15 protein-coding genes and 1 pseudogene are annotated in these 20,330 nt (G+C 75.3%); 1 reads left to right on the forward strand and 15 read right to left on the reverse strand.

Annotated elements, in window-relative coordinates:
- The first annotated feature begins 102 nt into the window (after window positions 1–102).
- Window positions 103–963 carry a LysR family transcriptional regulator gene (locus tag RLT57_RS04270; RefSeq protein WP_311296021.1) on the forward strand — a complete coding sequence of 287 codons (861 nt, stop codon included), beginning with the start codon at window positions 103–105 and terminating at the stop codon, window positions 961–963.
- Window positions 964–1,354: 391 nt separating this feature from the next.
- Here RLT57_RS04270 and RLT57_RS04275 read toward each other — a convergent pair whose 3' ends face one another.
- From RLT57_RS04275 to RLT57_RS04345, 15 genes and pseudogenes are all read right to left on the reverse strand, one after another.
- A complete protein-coding gene (locus RLT57_RS04275; RefSeq protein WP_311296022.1) occupies window positions 1,355–2,524 on the reverse strand; it encodes an acyl-CoA dehydrogenase family protein in 1,170 nt (389 codons plus the stop codon).
- Window positions 2,521–3,579: an ABC transporter substrate-binding protein gene (locus RLT57_RS04280; RefSeq protein WP_311296023.1), complete on the reverse strand. Its 1,059-nt coding sequence runs from the start codon at window positions 3,577–3,579 to the stop codon at window positions 2,521–2,523. The genes RLT57_RS04275 and RLT57_RS04280 overlap by 4 nt, the downstream gene beginning before the upstream one ends.
- 191 nt (window positions 3,580–3,770) lie before the next feature.
- A complete protein-coding gene (locus RLT57_RS04285; RefSeq protein ID WP_311296024.1) occupies window positions 3,771–4,898 on the reverse strand; it encodes an LLM class flavin-dependent oxidoreductase in 1,128 nt (375 codons plus the stop codon).
- 13 nt (window positions 4,899–4,911) lie between these two features.
- Complete coding sequence (locus RLT57_RS04290; RefSeq protein ID WP_311296025.1) at window positions 4,912–5,931, reverse strand: ABC transporter substrate-binding protein; 1,020 nt, start codon at window positions 5,929–5,931, stop codon at window positions 4,912–4,914.
- Between the two features lie 137 nt (window positions 5,932–6,068).
- Window positions 6,069–6,938, reverse strand: coding sequence for an ABC transporter ATP-binding protein (locus RLT57_RS04295; RefSeq protein WP_311296026.1), 870 nt, complete (start codon window positions 6,936–6,938; stop codon window positions 6,069–6,071).
- Between the two features lie 2 nt (window positions 6,939–6,940).
- Window positions 6,941–7,846 (reverse strand): ABC transporter permease, encoded by a 906-nt coding sequence (locus RLT57_RS04300; RefSeq protein WP_311296027.1) that lies wholly within the window; start codon window positions 7,844–7,846, stop codon window positions 6,941–6,943.
- Entirely contained in the window at window positions 7,843–8,745 is a 903-nt protein-coding gene (locus RLT57_RS04305; protein ID WP_311300566.1) for a sulfurtransferase, read from the reverse strand. The genes RLT57_RS04300 and RLT57_RS04305 overlap by 4 nt, the downstream gene beginning before the upstream one ends.
- A gap of 81 nt (window positions 8,746–8,826) precedes the next feature.
- Window positions 8,827–9,747: pseudogene (locus RLT57_RS04310) on the reverse strand (ketopantoate reductase family protein); the annotation flags it as partial.
- Window positions 9,744–10,499, reverse strand: a complete 756-nt coding sequence (locus RLT57_RS04315; protein WP_311296028.1) for an alpha/beta hydrolase — start codon at window positions 10,497–10,499, stop codon at window positions 9,744–9,746. The gene RLT57_RS04315 and the pseudogene RLT57_RS04310, both read right to left, overlap by 4 nt.
- Before the next feature lie 167 nt (window positions 10,500–10,666).
- Window positions 10,667–10,819 carry a hypothetical protein gene (locus RLT57_RS04320; protein ID WP_311296029.1) on the reverse strand — a complete coding sequence of 51 codons (153 nt, stop codon included), beginning with the start codon at window positions 10,817–10,819 and terminating at the stop codon, window positions 10,667–10,669.
- Between the two features lie 144 nt (window positions 10,820–10,963).
- Window positions 10,964–12,346: an NtaA/DmoA family FMN-dependent monooxygenase gene (locus RLT57_RS04325; protein WP_311296030.1), complete on the reverse strand. Its 1,383-nt coding sequence runs from the start codon at window positions 12,344–12,346 to the stop codon at window positions 10,964–10,966.
- Window positions 12,347–12,356: 10 nt separating this feature from the next.
- Window positions 12,357–13,463 (reverse strand): LLM class flavin-dependent oxidoreductase, encoded by a 1,107-nt coding sequence (locus tag RLT57_RS04330; protein ID WP_311296031.1) that lies wholly within the window; start codon window positions 13,461–13,463, stop codon window positions 12,357–12,359.
- 818 nt (window positions 13,464–14,281) lie between these two features.
- Window positions 14,282–16,987: a hypothetical protein gene (locus RLT57_RS04335; protein WP_311296032.1), complete on the reverse strand. Its 2,706-nt coding sequence runs from the start codon at window positions 16,985–16,987 to the stop codon at window positions 14,282–14,284.
- Entirely contained in the window at window positions 16,984–18,525 is a 1,542-nt protein-coding gene (locus RLT57_RS04340; RefSeq protein ID WP_311296033.1) for a hypothetical protein, read from the reverse strand. The genes RLT57_RS04335 and RLT57_RS04340 overlap by 4 nt, the downstream gene beginning before the upstream one ends.
- A gap of 40 nt (window positions 18,526–18,565) precedes the next feature.
- Window positions 18,566–20,224: an alpha-amylase family protein gene (locus tag RLT57_RS04345; protein ID WP_311296034.1), complete on the reverse strand. Its 1,659-nt coding sequence runs from the start codon at window positions 20,222–20,224 to the stop codon at window positions 18,566–18,568.
- Between the last annotated feature and the right edge of the window lie 106 nt (window positions 20,225–20,330).

Consider the following 20,330-nt stretch of genomic DNA (forward strand, 5'->3'; position numbering starts at 1 on the left):
GTGGCTCGGGCATGGAGTCGGGCGGGCGTCGCGCCCGGGTCGCCGGGCTGCCGGTCATGTCGCTGTAGGCTTCCCGAAACCGCAGGTTGGTACCCTCGCGGCATGGCCGAGGTTCTGGACATCGCCGCTCTGCGTACTTTCACCTCGATAGCCGACTGCGGGGGGTTCCACCGCGCGGCCGCCGCCATCGGTCTGTCCCAGTCCGCGGTGAGCCAGCATGTGCGCAGGCTGGAGAAGGCGGTGGGGCGCCCGCTGGTCGAACGGGACGGCAGGGGCATGCGGTTCACCCCGCCGGGCGAGACGCTGCTGTCGGAGGCCAGGAAGATCCTCGCGGCGCACGACGAGGCGCTGTTCCGGCTGGGGCGCGGCGAACGGGAGACCGGCACGATCGTGGTCGGGTCGACCGAGCACGCCGCCGACCGCATCCTGCCCGCGATCACCGGTGTGCTCCAGGAGCGGTACCCGGCGCACGGCGTACGGTTCCGGCTGGACCGCAGCGGCCGGCTGAACGCCGGCCTGGACCGGGGCAGCATCGACGTGGCGGTCTTCCTGGGCGACGCCAAGGACCGGGCGAGCGCGTCCGCCGGGGCGCTGCCGCTGTCGTGGTTCTCGGCGCCGTCCTGGCGGATGCCGGCCGCGGGGGCGCCGATCCCGGTGGTGGTCATCGACAACCCGTGTACGATCCGCCGCCGCGCGCTGGAGACGCTGGCCGAGCACGGGATGCCGGCCGAGGTGGTGGTGGAGGCGGCGTACCTGGCCGGGGTGATGAACGCGATCCGCGGCGGGCTGGGGGTCGGGCTGCTCGCCGACGTCGGCCCACCGCCGGAGGGGCTGGAGCGGCGGGACGACCTGCCGCCGGTGCCGCCGGAGCTGCTGCACCTGCGGACCCGGGCTGACGCGCCGCCGCAGCTGGCCGAGGTGACCGCGGCGGCGGTCCGCGGCCTGCTGGCCGACCGGGTCTGAGCCGCTCCCCGTCCCGGTACCGGCCCGTCCGGCCCCCCGGCGGCAGCGGCCGGACCGCCGCACGGCCCGGCGGCAACCCGTCCGGCGACCCCTGGTCCGGCAGCCCCTGTCCGAGCGGCCCCCGGCCGGACGCGGCCCGGACCGCCGACGCCCCTTCCGGCAACGCCCGGCCGAGCGGCACCCGGTCCGCCGGCGGCCGGCCGGACGCCGCCGCCACCGGGTACGCCCGGGGCACCGGCCGGCCTCCCGACCAAGCCGGTACGGACGCCGCCGCCACCGGGTACGCCCGGGGCACCGGCCAAGCCGGTACGAGCGCCGCCACCACGCACGGCTGGGCCCGGGGCGCCGGCCGCCGCCGGCGGGGGCGTGCCGCCGGAGGCTTCGGGGGAGGTCATCCGGCCGGGGCCGCCGCGGCCAGGACGGCCGCGCCGATGTCGAGCAGGGCGGTGTCCTCCTGGGGGGCGTGGACGCCTGCGGACTGGATGTCGCGGAAGTGGCGTTCCAGCGGGTTGTCCTGCGACAGGCCGGGGTTGCCGAGCAGCCGCAGTCCGGTGTGGACGGCGGCGGTGACGTGGCGGACCGCGACGACCTTGGCGGCGAGCGCCTCGGCGCCGGACACCGGGATGCCCCGGTCCAGCCGGTCGGTGACGCCGTGGACGAGTTGCTCGGCGGTGGACAGCAGCGTCTCGATCTCGCCCGCGGCCAGCCGGAAGCGCTCGGTGGTGGCCACCGGCCGCCCGAGGTTGGTGGGCACCCGCTCGTGCGCGAAGCGGTGCACGTACTCCTGCGCCGCCCGTGCCACGCCCAGGTAGAGGGCGGACAGCAACACGTGCAGGGCACCGGCGGCGAGGTTGTCCTGTTCCGCGCCGGGGCCGCGGTCACTGACGTCGAGGACGTTCCCGGCCGGGATCTCCACCTCGGTGAACGCCACGTCGTGGCTGCCGCTGGCCCGCAGGCCGAGCTGGTGCCAGTTGGGCAGCACCTCGATGCCGGGCGTGTCGGCGGGCAGCACGAAGGTGCCGACCCGGGGCACGGGTTCGTCGGTGGCCGCCCACACCAGGAAGTAGCTGAGCCCCTCCGCGCCGGTGACGAAGCGTTTGCGGCCGCTGACCGACCAGCCGGCCGCGGTCCGCCGGGCCCGGGTGGCGGGCAGGCCGCCGCGGGCCGGGGAGCCGAGTTCGGGTTCGACCCGTGCGTGGTTCAGCAGGGTGGGCCGTACCGCGGACTCGGCGAGCACCCGCCCGTACAGCTCCTCGGGCCAGGGCCGCCGGGCCTGGAAGGCGTGCGGCAGCAGCGTCATCGCCGTGATCAGCGCGGCCGACGGGTCGCCTTTGCCGAGCGCCTGGAGGATGCGGGCGAGGTCGGAGACGCCGGCGCCGGCGCCGCCGAAGCCCGGGGCGACCGCGGCGGTGAGGAGCCCGGCGTCGTGGACGACCTGGATCGCGGCGTGCGGGAAGGCGGCGGTGCGGTCGGTCTCCGCGGCGGTCGCGGCGAGCGCGGCGGTCACCTCGTCAAGCCGGTCGAGCGCGGGCGCCGGCAGCCGTACGGTGGGGGCGCTCACGAGCCGGCCAGCGCGGTGGTCAGCCGGGCGGTGAGGGCGTCGCTCCAGTAGGAGGAGACGTCCACCGTGCCGGGCAGGATGCCGAGTTGGCTGAAGGTGTCGGCCACGTCCTGTTCCTTGGCGATCTGGTCCGGGCCGCCGACCTGCACCTCGCTCGGGATCTGCTGTTCGTCGGCCTGGATCTGGGCCAGGGCCACGCTCTCCGGTTCGTGGGTGGCCGCCGCGGTCAGCTCGGCGTAGTCGGCCTCGTGGCCGTCACGCAGGACGGTGAACGCCTTGTTCACGCGGGCCAGCAGGTCCACCAGGGCGGCCGAGCGGTCGGCGTCGGCGATCAGCTGGTCGGACGCCTCGTAGGGGAAGTTGCCGGACAGGATGTCCTGGCCGGAGCCGATGACCTTCGCGCCCTGCTGCTGGGTGGTGATGATCGAGTTGCCGTAGCTGGCGAGCGCGTCGATCGAGCCGCTGGACAGCGCGGCGACGCCGTCCTGCGGGGTGAGCGGCACCGCGTGGATGTCGGTCCACTTCAGGCCGGCCGCCTGGAGCAGCTTGTAGAGGAAGTAGTGCGCGGTGGTGGCCTGGACGTAGCCCACCTTCTTGCCCTTGAGCTGGGCGATCGTGGTGATCCCCGACTTCTTGCCGGCGACGACGTTCTGGAGCAGCGTGTTGGTGCGCTGGATGCCGACGACCTTCCACTTGGGGGTGGTGGCCGCGGCGGCGAAGACCGGCGGGATGTCGCTGCTGGAGGCCACGTCCAGCGCGCCCGCCTGGAGCGCCTGGATCTGCTTGTCGCCGCCGGGGAAAACCGACCACTTCACCTTGTACGGGGTGTTGTCCAGTCCGGCGACCTTGAGCACGGCCGGCAGCTGCGCCCAGCCGGTCTGGCCGACGCGCAGGGTCACGGAGGACAGGTCGGCACTCTGGGCGGCGGCGGAGACCGTGCCGGACGGCTTGGGGGCGGCGGATCCGGTGTCGGAGTCCGAGGAGCCGCAGGCGGTCAGGGGCAGCACGACCGCCAGGAGGGATCCGGCCAGCGCGGCACTGCGGAATCTGGGCATGGTGGGGTCCTTTGGCGTTGGGCGGGGCGGGGCCGGGGGTGGTGCCGGGTGGTGGTGCAGGGTGGTGGTGCAGGGTGGTGGTCCCGAGCGGGCGGAACGGGCGGGGACGGTGGTCGTACGGCCGGCGGACGGGCCGGCCGTACGACCGCTCGGGTGGTGGGCGGACGCGGCGGCCGGTACGGACGCGGCGGTCAGCCGGCCGCGGCCACCGGTACGGCGGGTGCGGCGGTGGCGGCGCGGTGCGCGAGTTCCTGGCGGACCAGGGGCAGCACGTAGCGGGCGTAGTCGACGGCGTCGTTGAGCGGGTCGTAGCCGCGGATGGACAGCAGTTCGCAGCCGATGTCCACGTAGTCGAGCAGGGCCTTGGCGACCGTCTCGTAGCTGCCGACCAGGGCGGTGGAGCTGCCGGCGGCGTTGGTGGCGGTGACCAGCGGGGTCCACAGCGCCCGGTCGTGGAGCTCGCCGCGGGCGGCGACGTCCAGCAGCCGCTGCGAGCCGACGTTGGCCGGGCGGCCCTGGCCGAGCGCGGCGAAGCGGGCGCCCTTGGGGGCGGCGGCGACGGTCTGCCGGACCTTGCCGAGGATGTCGTGCGCCTTCTCCCAGGCGAGTTCGTCGGTGGCGGCCACGATCGGGCGGAAGGACACCCAGATCCGCGGGTGCGGCCGGCCGGCCGCGTCGGCGATGGCGTTGACCGAGGCGATCTGCTCGGCGGTCTCCTTCAGCGGCTCGCCCCACAGTCCGAAGATGTCGCCCTGCCGGCCGCCGACCCGGTACGCCTCCTGGGAGGAGCCGCCGACGGAGATCGGGATGGTGCCGTGGTAGGGCTTGATGTCGGTGGCGAAGCCGTCGAACCTGTAGAACTCGCCCTCGTGGCTGAGCGGTTCGGTCGCCGACCACACCTTGCGCAGGACGGTGATGAACTCCTCCGACCTGGCGTAGCGCTGGGCCTTCGTCAGGTAATCGCCCTCGCGGGCCTGTTCGGTGTCGTTGCCGCCGGAGATGATGTGCACGCCGAGCCGGCCGCGGCCGATCTGGTCGATGGTGGCGAGCGCCTTGGCGACGCGGGTGGGGAAGACGAAGCCGGGCCGGTGAGCCAGCATCGGCTTGATCCGCTCCGAGTTGTTGACGACGAACTGGGCGAGCTGCTCGGCGTCGACACTGGCCGAGCTGTACGCGACCAGCGTCCAGTCGAAGCCGCCGTCGTCGAGCGCCCGCACGAAGCGGCGGGTGTAGTCGACGTCGAAGCCGATGTGCCGGCCGGGGCCAGACGCCTCGGTGGTGTTGGTGGTGTGCGTGGCGCTGATGAACTCGACGGGCATGGCGGGGCTCCGATCAGTTGGCCAGGGAGTGCGGGTACAGGGAGGTGTCGACCGTGCCGGCCACCTGGACGTCGGTGGGCAGCGAACCGATCCGGTGCATCAGGTCGGAGACGCCCTGCACCTTGGCGGTGATGTCCGGCGTAACCGGCTTCAGCACCCTGGAGCCCTGGGAGACGACAATGCCGGCCACGTCGGCGGGTACGCCGTTCTTCCGCGCGAACACCTGCGCGTACTGGTCGGCGTGCGTGGCGGTCCACGCGTAGGCGGCGGACAGCCGCTTGAGGAAGTCGGCGATGGCGGCCTTGCGGGCCGGGTCGGCGATCGAGGACTGCGCGGCGGACAGGAAGCCGACGCCGCTGGTCCGGCCGTCCCTGCCGTCCACGACGATCGTGGCACCCTTCTGCACGGCGATGTCCTGGTAGATGCCGAAGGTGGCCCAGGTCTGGATCTTCCCGGCGTTGAAGGCGGCCTGCGCGGCGGTCGGCAGCAGGTACTGCACATGCACGTCGGAGTACTTCAGGCCGGCGTCGGTGAGGACCTTGGCCAGCAGGTACTCGGCGATGCTGCCCTTGGCGGAGGAGACCACGACGTCCTTGCCCTTGAGGTCCTGGACGGTCTTCACCGGGGAGCCGGGCCGGGCGAGGATCGCGGTGCCGGATCCGTCGGCGGTGGCGGCGGCGACCAGTTTGATCTTCAGGCCGCCGCTGATGGCCTGGAGGGTGGGCAGGTCGGCGGCGGTGCCGGTGTCGACCTGGCCGCTCTGCATGGCCTGGAAGAGCGGGGCGGCGCCCTGGAACTCGGCCCACTTCACCTTGTACGGGGTGCCCTTGAGAGTGCCGGCCGCGGTCAGCAGGGTCTGCAGGCCGTTGGCCTGGTCGCCGAGGGTGAGGGTGATGCCGGACAGGTCGGGGCCGCTCGCCGTGGCGGGCGCCACGGCCTCCTTCTTCGACGAGCCGCCGCAGGCCGCCAGGGACAGGGCGAGCGCGACGGTGGCGGAGAGCGCGGCGAGCAGCCGCGGGGTGGGGCGGGGCATGGCTGTCCTCGGGGTTCGTGGAGCGGTGCTGGGCGGGGTCGAAGAAGGGTCGGGGATCGGGGCGGCGGCCAGGGGCGGGGCCGCTCGACGGGCCGGTGTCGGGGGCCGCCCGGCGGGCGCGGCTCGGGAGCTGCCGGTCAGTCGTCCGCCGGCGCGGCCTCGCCGACGCCGAGCCGGGCCAGCAGCGCGGTGCGCAGGGCGACGAACTCCGGGGAGCCGATGTCCCGCGGCCGCGGCAGGTCGACCACCGCTTCGTGGTGGATGCCGCCGTCGCGCATGACCAGCACCCGGTCGGCGAGGAGGACGGCTTCCTCGACGTCGTGGGTGACCAGCAGCACACCGCAGTTGTGCCGGGCCCACAGCTCGCCGACCAGCCGCTGGGCGTTGACCCTGGTCAGCGCGTCGAGCGCGCCGAACGGCTCGTCAAGCAGCAGCAGGTCGGGCTGCCGGACCAGGGCCCGGGCCAGCGACACGCGCTGCGCCTCGCCGCCGGAGAGCGTCTTGGGCCAGACCGAGGCCCGCTGGGACAGGCCCACTTCGGCGAGGTAGCGGTCGGCCAGCGCCCGGTCGGCGCGGCCCGGCAGGCCGAGCACGACGTTGCGCCAGACCTTCTTCCAGGGCAGCAGCCGGGGCGCCTGGAAGGCCACCGCGCGGCGCCGGGGCACGGTGACGGTGCCCTCGATGTCGCGGTCGAGTCCGGCCAGGATGCGCAGCAGCGTGCTCTTGCCGCAGCCGCTGTGCCCGAGCAGGGCGACGAACTCGCCGGGCCGGATGTCGAGGTCGAGCCCGTCGATCACCCGGTGCCGGCCGAAGGCGCGGACCAGGCCGCGTACGTGGACGGCGGTGTCCGAGGCGTCCGAGGCGCCGGAGGCATCGGGGAGGCCGGGGGTGCCGGCCGCGGTGGGGGCGTCGGACGCGGTCGGCGTGCCGGCGGCCTCGGCGGCGCTGCCGCCGGCGGGCCGGCCGGCCCGGCGGCGCTGCCCGGTCCGCTTGGTGGGAGTGGTCATCGTCAGGCTCCGTCGAAGGATGAGCGCCAGGACAGCAGGTACGTGGTCCCGATCCGGACGATCAGGTCGCTGATCAGACCGAGGACGGCGTAGACGACCAGACAGACCACGATCACGTCGGTCTGGAAGAACTGCTCGGCGTTGTTCATCAGGTAGCCGATGCCGTTGCTGGCGTTGATCTGCTCGGCGAAGACCAGCGCGAGCCAGGCGCTGCCGAGGGCGTACCGCAGGCCGACCAGCGCGCCGGGGAGGGCGCCGGGGAGCACGATGTGCCGGATCTGCCCCCACCGGCTCAGGCCCAGGACGGTGCCGGCCTCGATCAGCTGGGAGTCCACCCCGCGGATGCCGGCGTAGATGTTGAAGTAGAGCGGGAAGGTCACCGCGATCACCACCAGGGCGATCTTCGGCTTCTCGTCGATGCCGAACCAGACGATGAACAGCGGGATCAGGCCCACCCACGGCAGTGCGCGGAGCATGCCGACGGTGGCGTCGATGAGGTCCTCACCGAGCCGGAACAGACCGGCCAGCACCGCGAGCGCGGTACCGGCGACCGCGCCGATCACGAAGCCCTCGACGACGCGCTGGGTGGACGCCCAGATCGCCGAGCCGAGTTCCCCGTCGGCGGTGAGGTCCCAGCCCTTGCGGAACACCGAGACCGGGGAGGCGAGGGTGTCGGCGGACAGCACGCCGGTCCGGCTCAGCAGCCACCACAGCAGCAGGGCGCCGATCGGGCCGAAGGAGCGGCGCACCGGGCGGGGAACACCGCGTCTGCTGCGTTCGTGGGCCGGGCGGATCGTCTCGACGCCGCCACGGGTCACGCTCGGCGGCTGCGCCTGGACTTCGGCGGGCGGCTCCTGCGCGGGGGCGTCCACCACACCGGTCGGCCGGGATGTCTGACTGGTGCTCATCGTTGTCCCCCAAGGGCTTCGGTGCCGTGGCGCCCGGCCGGGCCGGCGGGCCCGCCCGGTTCGGGGCCGGTGGCGACCGGGCGCCGCGGATCGGCGGACCAGGCCGACCACGAGCCCGGGTACAGTGCGGCGTCGATGCCCGCGGCGGCCAGCGCGGCGATCTGGTGGGCCGCGGTCACTCCGGAGCCGCAGTAGACGCCGACCGCCGTGCCGTCGCCGACGCCGAGGTCGGCCAGCCGCTTCCTGGTCTGCTCGCGGTCGGCGAACCGGCCGTCCGGGCCGAGGTTCTCCGCGGTCGGGGCGCTGACCGCGCCGGGGATGTGGCCGGCCTTCGGGTCGACCGGTTCGGTCTCGCCGCGGTACCGCTCGCCGGCCCGGGCGTCCAGCAGCACGCCGTACGCGGGCAGCCGGGCGGCCTCGTCGGCGGTCAGCACCGGCAGTCGGCCGGGGGCGAGCACGATGTCGCCAGGGGCCGCGGCGGTCTCCTCGCCCTCGGCCGGCGTGCCGCCGGCCGCCCGCCACCCGGCGAACGCGCCGTCGAGCAGCCGGACGTCGGCGACACCCGCCCAGCGCAGCAGCCACCACGCGCGGGCGGCGGCCGTACCGCCGTTGTCGTCGTACACCACGACCGGCCGGCCGGCGGTGACGCCCCAGCGGCGGGCGTGCGCCTGGAGCGCGGCGGGGTCGGGCAGCGGGTGCCGGCCGCCCTCGGGGCTCGCGGGCGCGGCGAGTTCGGTGTCGAGGTCGACGTAGACCGCCGAGGGGATGTGCGCGCGGCGGTAGTGCTCGCGGCCGTGCGGGTCGCCGAGCGCCCAGCGGACGTCGAGCAGTACGGGCGGGCGCCCGCCGGCGGTCTCGGCGCGCAGTTCCGCGGCCGTGACCAGCACCGGGGGCCGCAGCCCGGGGATCGTGGCGGCGAGGTCGGCGGCGCCGAGGGAGCCGGCCGGGGTGCCCTCGCGGGCGGCGCGCCGCAGCCGGGCCACGACGGCGGCGTTGGCGGGCGCGGTACGTCCGGCGAGCCGCGCCTGGAGGACCACTTCGCCGTTGAGGTGGTCCACTTCCAGCGAGCCCGACCTGGCCAGGCTCTGCCAGGTGGAGTTGCCGCCGCGCGGGTGGCCGGGGACGTCGTGGATGACGAGGCCGGACAGGTCCAGTTCGTTGCGGGCCTGGTGGTCGGCGATCGGCAGGCCGGCGGCGGCGAGGACCTCGCGGGCCTCGTCGGCGAGGATCCGGGCGGCGGTGTCGCGCAGGTCGCCGGGCGGGTAGAGGGCCTCCAGCCCGTTGATCGTGTTGGCGATCAGCTTGGTGGCCTTCCAGCCGATGACGTCGGGCACGACCTGCGCCGCGAAGTCGGCCGCGCGCAGGTCGGCGGCCAGCCGTTCGAGCAGCGGGTGGTCGGTGCCGGACGGGTAGCGGCCGAGCCACAGCGCGGCCGGGGTCGGGGCGGCCGGGGAGACCACGACGCCCTCGTCCACGTGCACGGCGGGCACCCACACGACCGCGCCCAGGACGTCGGCGAAGCGGCGCAGCGCGATCCGCTCGCTGTCCAGGCCGTTCTGCAGCACCACGACGGGCAGCGCGGTGGCGGCGGCGTCCTGGCCGCCGTCGCTCCTGCTGACGGGCTGCCAGGCCCACTCGGCCACGGTCGCCTCGGTGTCCTGCGTCTTGACGGCGAGGATGAGCGCGTCGTCCTCGGTGAGCGCCACCTCCTGCGGACCGGCGGCGTACGGCAGCCGGACCACCGTGGTGCCGTCCGGGCGGACCAGCCGCAGCCGGTCCTCGCGCAGCGCGGCGAGCTGCCGGCCGCGGGCGACCAGCAGCACGTCGGCGCCGGCCCGGTGCAGTGCCTCGGCGAACGTGACGCCCACCGCGCCGGCGCCGATGACCACGTAGCGTGTCACGGGTGCAGCTCCTCTCTGACCGCGATGGCGGGGGCGTCGGCCCCGGCGCGGAGCCGTTCCAGGAAGAGCAGCACGGTGGCCGCGCTGGTGCGGTGCGAGATGTCGTTGAGGGCGTCGTGCCGGCCGTCGGCCAGGCTGACGAGTTCCGCCGCGGGCGCGGCGGCGTACACGGGACGGACCCGGTCCAGCGGGCTGATCTCGTCCGCCGCGCCGTGCAGGGCCAGCACCGGCACGGTGACCGCGGCCAGGTCGGCGCGTTCGAACCAGCGCGGCGGCAGCGGGGTGTAGAGGGCGCCGTGCTCGACCCGGCCGGCGGTCTCCAGCCGGCCGCGGTGGGTCGGGCAGGCCGTCCGCGTGCCCAGTTCGTCCTCCCAGGGCCGGGCGGCGGCAGCGGCGTCGGCCTCCCGGGTCGGGAGTCCGGCCAGCAGCAGGGCGTCCACCGCGACCTCGCCGGAGGCGGCCAGCCCGGCGGCGAACAGCGCGCCCGCGTCGGAGCCGGCCAGCACGAACGGCCGCGGCAGTTCCCCGTCCGCGCGCAGCCGCCGGATCAGCCCGGTGACGTCGTCCTCCCAGCGCGTCGGGTCGGCCACCGCCCGGACCCGGTAGGCGTCGGCGCCGATCCGGGAGCCGAACCGCTCGTACAGCCGGGGGTCCTCGCCCCGGCCGGGCACGACGACGACGGTGCCGCGCGGCCCGAGATGAGGTGGGTTGTCCCAGGCGATGACGTCGGGAACGGTGCTGACGGAAGTCATGGGGATGTCCTCGCGACAGGAACGGCTGCTCGGCGGGAGCAGCACGCGACAGGGGGTCGCGGCCCGCGGATCACGGGCGGCGGGGTGCCGGTCGGGGCAGGGGTGCGCGGTGCACCCTCAGACCGTGCGGCAAGGGCACGGCGGGGTCTCGCGCGGGGCGGAGAGCGTCAGTTGCAGCGACAGCGGGCCGACGTGGCCGTGCCGAAGTCGATCACCCTGCGCTGGGTCAGCCGGGGCGCCGCCGCGGCGCTGACACGGGTGCGCACGGCTTCGCGGGCCGGACTGTGTCCGGACGTCCTCGCGAGCACGTGGGTCATCATGATGGAGAGCATGCAGGATGCCGGACTCTTTCGTCCAACGCCTATTCCTGATCGCGACCGATCACGTTTTCTTATCAGTGCAGCCGGTGGGTACGGATCCGGCCACCGGTCCACCCCGAGTGGGGACCGGTGGCCGGACGGGGGTCAGGACGTCGGCAGCGGCGGCAGGCCCAGGTGCTCGCGCAGCGTCGTCCCCTCGTACGCGGTCCGGTAGGAGCCGCGTTCCTGCAGCTCCGGCACGACCTTGTCGACGATGTCGGTCAGCGACGACGGCAGCAGGTGCGGCACGATGTTGAAGCCGTCGGCGGCGCGGGTGCGGACGTACCGCGTCCACTCGTCGGCGATCTGCGAGGGGGTGCCGACGAAGGGCGGGCGGCGGGAGGACACCTCCCGTACCAGCTGGACTATGGACAGGTTCCGTTCGGCCGCCAGATCGCGCCACTTCTGGATCTGCGCCAGCTTGCCGGTGCGGTCCTCGATGGCGATCGTGCCGCGGGACGGGTCGAGTTCGTCCTGGCTGGGCTCGATGTCGGGCAGCGGCCCCTCGGGGTCGTACCCGGACAGGTCGGTGCCCCAGTACTGTTCGAGGAAGGCGATCGCCCGCGGCGGTGAGATCTGCTCCTCGATCAGCCAGCGTGCCTTGTCCTCGGCCTCCTTGGCGGTGTCGCCGACCACGACGATGGCGCCGGGCAGGATGCGGACGGCGTCGGCGGGGCGGCCGTGCCGGGCCAGCCGGGCGCGCAGGTCGGCCGCGTACGCCAGTGCCTTCTCGTAGCCGGTGTTGGCCGAGAACACCACGTCGGCGTGGGTGGCGGCGAGTTCGCGCCCGCCGGGCGAGTCGCCGGCCTGGAAGAGCACCGGGCGGCCCTGGCGGCTGGCCGGCAGCGTCGCGGTGGCCCGCAGCCGCACCAGGTCGGTGTCCCGCACCACGGCGGTGATCGACCCGGGCCGGGCCCAACCGCCGCCGCTCGCGGCGGAGTCGGCGATGGCGCCGGGTGCCCAGGAAGACCACAGCTCCTTGGCCGCCGCGACGAACTCGGTGGCGCGCTCGTAGCGGCGGGCGTGGTCCAGCCAGCCGCCGTGCCGGAAGTTGGCGCCGGTCCAGGCGTTGTCGGTGGTGACGATGTTCCAGCCGGCCCGGCCCTCCGACAGCAGGTCCAGGCTGGCCAGCCGGCGGGCCAGGTCGGCGGGAAAGTTGTACGTGGTGTTCTGGGTGGCGACCAGCCCGATGTGCGTGGTGGCCGCGGCGAGGGCGCTCAGCTGGGTGATCGCGTCGGGCCGGCCGGCGATGTCCAGATCGAAGACCCGGCCCTGGTTCTCCCGCACCCGCAGGCCCTCGCCGAGAAAGAAGGCGTCGAACAGGCCGCGTTCGAGCAGCCGCGCCACTTCGACGAAGGTCTCGACGGCGGTGTGCGATGGCGACTCGGGCTGGGTCCAGATGAGTTGGGGGCCGACGCCGGTGAAGAAGACGCCGAGGTGGACCTGGGCGTTCGGGTCGTACGCGTCGGCGGTGGTCGGTTCGGACATGGCGGTCACCTCAGGAGGTCGCGGTCGCCGCGGCGGCGAACCGGTTGGCCGGACGGGGAAGCCCGAGGGCGGAGCGGAGTGTGTCGCCCGGCCGGGGCGGCCGGTGCAGGCCGGCCTCGGCCAGCGCGGGCAGCACCTGCCCGGCGAGCACCGGCAGGTCGACGGCGAGGACCGCGGGGTACAGCCGGACCCCGTCGACGGTGCGGGCCAGCTCGGCCAGCAGCTCGGCCAGGTCGGCGGCCGAGCCGACGTGCCGCAGCCGGTCGCCCGGCGCCCACGCGGTGGCGGCGTCCAGTTCGGCGAGGCGCTCGGCGGCGGGCCGGTCCGCGTCGAGAACCACCTCGACCTCGGCGAACACCAGGGGCGCACCGGCCTGCCGGGCCGCCGCCGACCGGAACCCGATGTCGGTGAGGCCGGGCCGCGCGACCAGCACGACGTCCGCCCGGTCGTCGGCGTCCAGGTGGTCCGGGGCGAGCACGACGACCTGGCCCTGCGGAGGGCGGGGGGTGATCAGCGGCCCCTTGACGGTGAAGGCGGCGCCTTCGAAGTCGATGTGGTGGACCTTGTGCCAGTCCAGGAAGCGGCCGGTGGCCAGATCCTTGATGACCGCGTCGTCCTCCCAGGAGTCCCACAGCGCGCGGGCCGTGTCGATCACGTCGGCGACCTCGCGGCGCAGCGCCTCGGCGGTCAGCGGCTCGCGCCCGATGGTGGCGTGGGCGTCCGCGTCGTTGGCGGCGCCGACGATCCAGGCGGCGCGGCCGTTGCTCGCGTGGTCCAGGCTGGCCAACTGCGTCGCCAGGTGGAACGGTTCGGTGACGGTGGCGTGCAGGGTCGGGGCGAGCCCGATCCGGTCGGTGAGGACGGACACGTACGCCGCGCGGGTGCCGGCCTCCAGCCGGCCCGCCGTCTCGGGTCCGGGCGGCACGGGCGTGTCGGCGAGGGTGACCAGGGTGAACCCGGCCTCCTCGGCCGCGGCGACGCGCTCGCGCAGCAGCCGCGGGCCGAACACCTCGGCGGGCGGCCGGCCCGAGTGGCGCCAGGCGGCCGGGTGGGCGCCGTCTCCGTCCACCTCCACCGCCAGGTGCAGGCGGGGGTCGTCCCTGTGCGGGGCAGTCATGGGATACGTCTCCGATCGGGGTCGTCCACGGCGCCGGGCAGCGCGGCGCCCTGCCGGATTCCCGGGCGTACGGGACCGGCGCCGCCGACGGCGTGGTGCGGGGGCGCCGTTCCGTGGGCGCCCGCAGCGGGGAAAGGGAGGGGCGGCCGTGACGGCGGGGCGGGAGCGGGCCGTGGCGCTCGGCGCGCCCCGGCAAACCCCCGTCCGTCAGCGGACGGTGGCGGTCCCCGGACACAGCGCGCTGCTCACCCGTCCCAGATCGACGTGCCGCCGCAGCACCGGGGTCTGGAAGGCCCCGGCGGGCCGGGCGGCGTCGGCACGCCGAAGCGGAGGGGTGGGGAGGGTCGGCGGCGGGCCGACGGGGCGCGGGGCGGCGCGGCGGGTGCGGGCAGCGGGCGCGCAGGCGCCGGGCGGCCGGAAAACGCCGGTGGAGCGCGCCGCGGCGCCGGTGTGGCGTACCCGCATGCCCGCCCCCTCGGTCTCGTCGGCCCCTGCGGGCCGCGTGCTCGCGAAACGACGGCCGGCCCGGCCACCGGCCAGGACAACCGCCCGGACGACGGGAGCGCCTCGACGGCGCCCCGCGTCCTCCGTGTCCACGCTAACCGGCGGCCCGCCCGCCGACAATGGCCGCCGGGATGCGGCGGTGGCCGGATCGCTGGCCCCGGCTTTCGCGCGGTGTCCGCCGGGCAGAGCGGACAACGCCGACCGGGCGCCGCCGATTCCCGCGCCCCCGGGCGGGGCGGCCCGGACCCGGCGGCCGGTGCGGCCCGCGGCGGGAAGGCGGCCCGCGGCACAACGGTCCCGGCGGCAGCGCACGGTCAGCCGGGGTCGGCGAACAGCCGCCGGATCAGCTCCGGGTATGCCAGGCCCGCCCGCGCGAGGATCGTCCTGAGGGCCTCGGGCGGGCTCGCCGCGAGGGGGGTCGGGGGGCCGGTACGGCCGGGGACGGCCGAGATGTCGCCGCCGCTGAAGCGGGACTCGGGGGTGGCCGGCGGCCGGATCTCGTAGGCGCGCCAGACCCGGGCGGGGGGATTGAGCAGGACCAGGTACGGGTCGTCCCAGGCCACGAACGCCCACTTCTGCCGGCCGCGGGCCTGCACCAGGACGCCCTCGGCGGTGTGCCGGCCCAGCCGGGCGGCGGCCCGGGTGACGACCTGCAAGGGGTTGCCGAACGAGCCGGTGATCTGCCAGACGCCGTCCTCGTGGACGGCCGTCAGGTCCGCGGCGGCGAACTCCTCGATCACGTCGGCGTACGGGTCGTCGTCCTGCGCGAGGGCGACGAGCCGCTCCACCTCGCTCCAGGTCGCGACACGGGCCCTGGCCCGGTCGGGCCGGAACATCAGGTCGGCGGCCTGTCCGGGCTCCGCCCGCGCGACGGCGTCCTTAACCGTCCGCCAGGTGCGGGCGGCGCGTACGTCGTGCTCGCCGCCGGTGAAGCCGGCGTCCTGGGCGAGCAGCGCCACCAGGACGGCCGCGACGGCGTCGAGCCGCTCCCCGAGCTCGGACGGCAGCGGCGCGTGGTCCGGTTCGGCCGGGGTCAGGGCGGCGAGGAGGACGGCGAGGCCGTCGCGCCAGCCGTCGTCGTCCTCGTTCCAGACGCCCGCGGCCAGCAGCTGGACGTACAGGCCCGCCACCAGCAGGCCGACCGCGAAGTCGCGGGGGGATCCGGGCGGGACGCGCAGCGAGCGGACCCAGCGCCGGGCCCAGCCGCGGCAGTGCGCGCGCTGGTCGGGCGGTACGACGGCGGCGGCCGTCCCCGGCTCGACGCCGCCCGGCTCCTCCCCCTCGTCCTCCTCGTCCGTGCCGTCGCCGTCCGCGTCCTCAGCGTCCTCCGCGTCCTCCTCGTCGTCCGGGGCACCGCCGAGGCCGCCGTCGTCCGCGCCGGTGACCACCGACACCGTCCACCGCGACGAGGGCGGCTGCGGCAGATCCAGGTACAGGCCGCCGAAGGCGAGCCCGGTCAGCGGCACCCCGATCATCCGGCGGCAGTCCGCGAGGTAGGCGTCCCAGCGGTCGATCCCGCTCACCGCCGTCGCGCCCGGGGCCGTACCGGTGGCGGCGGCGGCCCGGGAGGGACCCGCCGCGACGCCGAACTCCCGCAGCCGCAGCAGGTCGTTCTCGAATCGCCGGGCGGCGCGTTCGTCGGCGAACAGCTGCTGGGCGGTGTAGTCGTAGCGGAGCCGGGGCGCGGTGTCGGCGCTGTCGCGGCGGGCGCAGTGGACCGGGCTGTAGACGAAGACGGCCGGTGACTCGGCGGTGCTGCCGTCGGCCCGGACGAAGCCGGCGCGCACCGCCGCGCCGGGTACCTCGGGGCGCGGGAAGGAGGCGGCCCGCTCGCCCGGCGGGACCGGGCCGACCGGGGTCCACGAGCCCGGCGAGCCGTCCGGGGACATGCTGATCAGGACGGGCACCGGCTCGCCGCGGGCCAGCGACACGTGCAGGCCGGCGCTGTCGGTCTTCGCGCCGAGCAGCACGGGGGTGCGCGCGCCCGCGGGGGACGGCCGGATGGTGCGGCCGTGCAGTCCGGCGACCGGTGTGGTGCCGCCCTCGGTCGGGAGCAGCGCCGCGGTGTCGGCGGCGAGCACCGCGAGTTCGCAGTTGCCGCCGTCCGCCGTGCTCGAACACAGCGCGGCCCGGGTGAGGTTGGGGCTGCCGGTGAGGGCGTGCAGGCGGTCGCCGATCCGCCACTGGACGAACTTCCCGTGCCGGGTGCGGCTTTCCTCCAGCAGCCGGATCCGCGCGGAGCGGCCGTCGAGCGCGGCCCGGATCCCGGCGGCGTCGTAGCTGGACCAGCGCGGCTGCAGGCCGAGGACGGTCTCGCGCGGGTCCAGTCGGTCGAGCACCGCCCGCAGGGCCTCGCCCGCCGGGTCGTTGAACGGGGCGTAGGCGTGTAGTTCGTCGACCGGGCCGGCCGGCAGCTGCTCCACCAGCGGGCGGCGCAGGTTGTGCAGCAGCCGGGGCTGCGGACCGGCCGGCGGTCCGTCGGGCGCCTCGATATGCCGCTGGGTCAGCAGGGCGGCGATTTCCCGGAGATGGTCGGCTGACCAGGGGTCGAGGCTGACGGCGGAGGGCAGTTCCTCCAGCCAGTCGGCGAGGTCGGCCAGCAGGGCGTGGGAGGCGTCGTCCTCGGTCTCGGCGACGGTCCACAGTTCGTCGTTGCCTCCCCAGCCGGACAGCGTGGGGTTGCCCGAGCCGACGGCGAGCCGGCAGGCGTGTTCGCCGATCAGCAGGACGACCTTGGGGTGGAAGGCGCCCCGGCAGCCGGCCAGCCCGTGCAGGTAGCCCCGGCCGGCCAGCCGCACGTCGACCGGGTCGTACAGGCTCTGGGCGGCGTCGCCGATCACGGCGGTCCTGGCGCCCAGCAGACCGCGGGCGACGGGGATGGCGACCTTCTCCAGGAACGGCAGGTCGACGGTGAAGCCCAGGAAGAGCGCTTCGTGCAGCGCCGCCCGGTCGGGACGTTCGGCCCATTCGCGCAGCAGGGTGACCGGCGAGGCGAACCGGGTGTGCAAGGCGGCGCTCACCGGGCGGTCTCCAGGACGTTTCGGCCGGCCGCGGTGACCGCGTAGCAGTCGTCCTCGACCGTGAAGAGCCCCAGCTGCTCCGCGCAGAGGCCGAGCTGGGGGATGCGGGTGCCGATGTTGTCGCTGCTCTCCTCGCCGGTCCTGAAGTAGCGCTCGTCGCGCAGGTGCAGCCGGGAGAAGATCCGCAGCCCGCCGGTGGCCCGGTCGGTGCGCAGTTTGGCCAGGGCCACCCGGCGGGACTGGGCGAGCATGTCGTCCACCAGCCGGGCGGCCAGGTCGCGGGCCGGGCGGTCGCGGTAGTCCGCCAGCAGGTTGTCGATCCAGGTGGGGTCGAGGAACTCGGCCCGGTTGGGCTGCCGGCCGAGGAAGACCGCGCGGACGTCGTCCGGGAGGTGCCCGGGGCGCGAGCGCAGGCCCCCGGTCAGCAGGAGCAGTACGTCGGTCATCGGGGTGGCGCCGTCGCGGGCGAGCAGTTCGCGCTCAGCGGGCAGCAGCCGGCCGGCCGGGTCCTTCAGCGGCGGCAGGGCGGCCAACAGCCCGCGTACCGTGGTGGCCGGGGCCTGGTCGGCCAGCCAGTCGCGCAGTTCGGCGGCGGACCGGTCGTGCTCGCCGTCCCTGGTCCCGACCGCGGCCACCAGCGAGGCCCACAGCCGGCGCCAGGCGCCGACGGAGTAGTGGCGCAGCAGCAGGCCCCGCCAGCCCTGGGCCTCAGGGACGGCGGCCAGCACCGGGTCGGCGTCCAGTTCGTCGCCGAAGGCCACCGCGGAGGTTAGCGTGGCCAGGTAGCCGTCGCCGTCGCGGCCGTGCAGTTCGACGGCCCGGCCGAGGATCCGCAAGGTGGCGCGCCGGGTGCGGTCCGACGGCTCCCACTCCTGCGGTACGTGCCCCTGTCCGGGCCGGGTGGCGGTGAACACCCCGGTCAGCCACTCCTGTTCGGCCCGGACGGGGGCGCCGAGCGCCACCGGGGCGGCCCGGTCGAGGTCGGCGAACGGCACGGTGTCGCGGACGGCGAGCGCCAGCAGCGGCGCGAACACCTCGCGGACGGCGGCGGGGCAGGCGTGCCGGCCGGGGCGCAGGGCGCCGTCCCTGACCTCCACGGTGCCGAGCACCGTCGCCGGGCCGCCGTACTGGTCCCAGAAACCCCACCGGCGCGGGGAGTACGAGTGCCGGGTCTGCTCCTCGTCGGCCGCCCCGGCCAGGTCGAGCGCGGTCCCGCAGAAGCGCCGGACCCGGTCGATCCCGTGCGCGGCCGACGCCTCGGCGCCGGGCGGCAGGTCGCGTCCGAGCGCCGCCAGCAGCACCTCGCCGCGCCGGACCAGGGCGCGGCAGGCGGCCTCGTCCAGCCCGCGCCGCTCGGCGTCGGCGGCGATCGCCGCGTACATCGAGTGGTAGCGGATGTACCGGGTCACGGTGGACATGCCGGGCACCAGCCGGTCCACCGCCCGCATCACCGGTCCCTCGACCGAGAGGGGGTACCGCCCGGACCGCACCCCGAGCCCTTCCAGCGCCCACGCGGGCCCCTGGACGTCTGCCGTCACGCCTCCCCCAACCACTTGCTGCCGTCAGGGTAGCGCTGTCTCAGCCGGGGTGGCGGTTCAGCCGGATCCAGCGGAAACCGTGCGGCCCCAACCGGAGTTCGGCGAGATCGGGGGCGGGTTCGTCGTAGCGCCGGTCGGCGAAGACCTCGCCGAAGTCGGGACCGGTGCCGGGCTGCCGGCCGAGGGCGAGGGTGACGGGTTCCGCACCGAGGTTGTGCAGGAACAGCACGGCGCCGGACGGGGAGTCGGCGCGGTGCGCGAGGACCGCGGCGGGCAGTTCGGCGTCGGTCGGCGAGCAGGTGCCCTCGCCCGCCTCCGGGCACTCGCGGCGCATCCGGGTGGCGTGTTCGAGGAAGGTGAGCAGCGAGTCGGGGTCGCGCCGCTGGTCGGTCACGTTGACGTGCTTGTAGCCGTAGGGGCCCTGCCGGATCAGCCGGGTCGCGTTCTCCCTGGTGGGCGCGGTGCTGAAGCCGCCGCCGCGGTGCGCGGACCACTGCATGGGGGTGCGGATGGCGTCCCGGCCGTGCAGGCGCAGGTCCTCGCCCATGCCGATCTCCTCGCCGTAGCGCAGGACCGGGGTGCCGCGCAGGGCGAGCATCAGGGCGTAGGCGAGCCGGAGCCGGGCCTGGTCGCCGCCGAGCATCGGGGCCAGGCGGCGGCGGATGCCCCGGCCGTAGAGCTGCATCTCGGGCTCGGGTCCGAAGGCCGCGAAGACGTCCTCGCGTTCCCGGTCGTCGAGTTGGCTGAGGTCGGCCTCGTCGTGCAGGCGCAGGAAGGTCGCCCTCGCCCACTGTCCGGAGGAGGGGATCGGCGGGCCGTCCCGCAGGACGTCCCGGACCGGTGCCGCGTCGCCGCGGGCGAGGGCGAGCAGCAGCCGGGTGTTGAGCCGGAAGTCGAACAGCATGTGCATGCGGTCGCCGGAGCCGGCCGCGTCGCCGAAGAACTCGGGCAGCCGCTCGGGTTTGGCGTTCGCCTCGGCCAGGACGACCGCGTCGCCCTTGATCCACGACAGGTGCTCGCGCAGCTCGGTCAGGAAGTCCCAGTCCTCCGGGGGGTCCGGCCGGTCGGGGCGGGTCAGCTCGATGACGAACGGGGCCGCGTCCAGCCGGAACCCGGAGACGCCGAGCTGGGCCCAGAAGCCGGTGATGCGCTTGATCTCCTCCCGGACCCGCGGGTTGGCGATGTCGAGGTCGGGTTCGCAGTCGTAGAACCGGTGGTAGTACCAGGCGCCGGCCTTGCGCGAGAAGGTCCAGGTCTCGTCCTGTTCGCCGGGGAAGACCATGCCCTGGCGGCGGTCGGCGGGCTCCCGGTCGGACCATACGTACCAGTCCCGGTAGGGCGACTCGGGGTCGGCGACCGCGGACCGGAACCAGGGGTGCTGGTCGGAGGTGTGGTTGACGACCAGGTCCATGATGACCCGCAGTCCCCGGTCGGCGGCGGCGCGCAGCAGGTCGGCGAAGTCGCCGAGAGTGCCGAGACGGGGGTCGACGGCGTAGAAGTCGCTGACGTCGTAGCCGTCGTCCTTCAGCGGGGAGGGGTGGATGGGGTTGAGCCACAGGCAGGTGGCGCCGAGGCGGGCGATGTGGTCCAGCCGGCCGATGAGTCCGCGCAGGTCGCCGATGCCGTCGCCGTCGGAGTCCTGGAAGGAGTCCACCTCGACGCAGTAGACGACGGCCTGCTTGTACCAGTGCTCCGCCATCACCGCCCCCGGCCGGCTGGGTGCTGGGGGCGCGGCGGTGCGGCGACAGGTCTCATGAGGACCGCTTGGCCGCCCGGGGCGAAATGATGTGCCCGGCGGGGGACCT

The organism is Streptomyces sp. ITFR-21 (assembly GCF_031844685.1).
Lineage (GTDB): Bacteria > Actinomycetota > Actinomycetes > Streptomycetales > Streptomycetaceae > Actinacidiphila.

Excerpts from the sequence above, each read along its gene's own strand:
- RLT57_RS04270 (WP_311296021.1), top strand. The coding sequence starts at position 103 with ATGGCCGAGGTTCTGGACATCGCCGCTCTGCGTACTTTCACCTCGATA.
- RLT57_RS04280 (WP_311296023.1), bottom strand. The coding sequence starts at position 3,579 with ATGCCCAGATTCCGCAGTGCCGCGCTGGCCGGATCCCTCCTGGCGGTC.
- RLT57_RS04285 (WP_311296024.1), bottom strand. The coding sequence starts at position 4,898 with ATGCCCGTCGAGTTCATCAGCGCCACGCACACCACCAACACCACCGAG.
- RLT57_RS04290 (WP_311296025.1), bottom strand. The coding sequence starts at position 5,931 with ATGCCCCGCCCCACCCCGCGGCTGCTCGCCGCGCTCTCCGCCACCGTC.
- RLT57_RS04295 (WP_311296026.1), bottom strand. The coding sequence starts at position 6,938 with ATGACCACTCCCACCAAGCGGACCGGGCAGCGCCGCCGGGCCGGCCGG.
- RLT57_RS04300 (WP_311296027.1), bottom strand. The coding sequence starts at position 7,846 with ATGAGCACCAGTCAGACATCCCGGCCGACCGGTGTGGTGGACGCCCCC.
- RLT57_RS04315 (WP_311296028.1), bottom strand. The coding sequence starts at position 10,499 with ATGACTTCCGTCAGCACCGTTCCCGACGTCATCGCCTGGGACAACCCA.
- RLT57_RS04320 (WP_311296029.1), bottom strand. The coding sequence starts at position 10,819 with ATGATGACCCACGTGCTCGCGAGGACGTCCGGACACAGTCCGGCCCGC.
- RLT57_RS04325 (WP_311296030.1), bottom strand. The coding sequence starts at position 12,346 with ATGTCCGAACCGACCACCGCCGACGCGTACGACCCGAACGCCCAGGTC.
- RLT57_RS04330 (WP_311296031.1), bottom strand. The coding sequence starts at position 13,463 with ATGACTGCCCCGCACAGGGACGACCCCCGCCTGCACCTGGCGGTGGAG.
- RLT57_RS04345 (WP_311296034.1), bottom strand. The coding sequence starts at position 20,224 with ATGGCGGAGCACTGGTACAAGCAGGCCGTCGTCTACTGCGTCGAGGTG.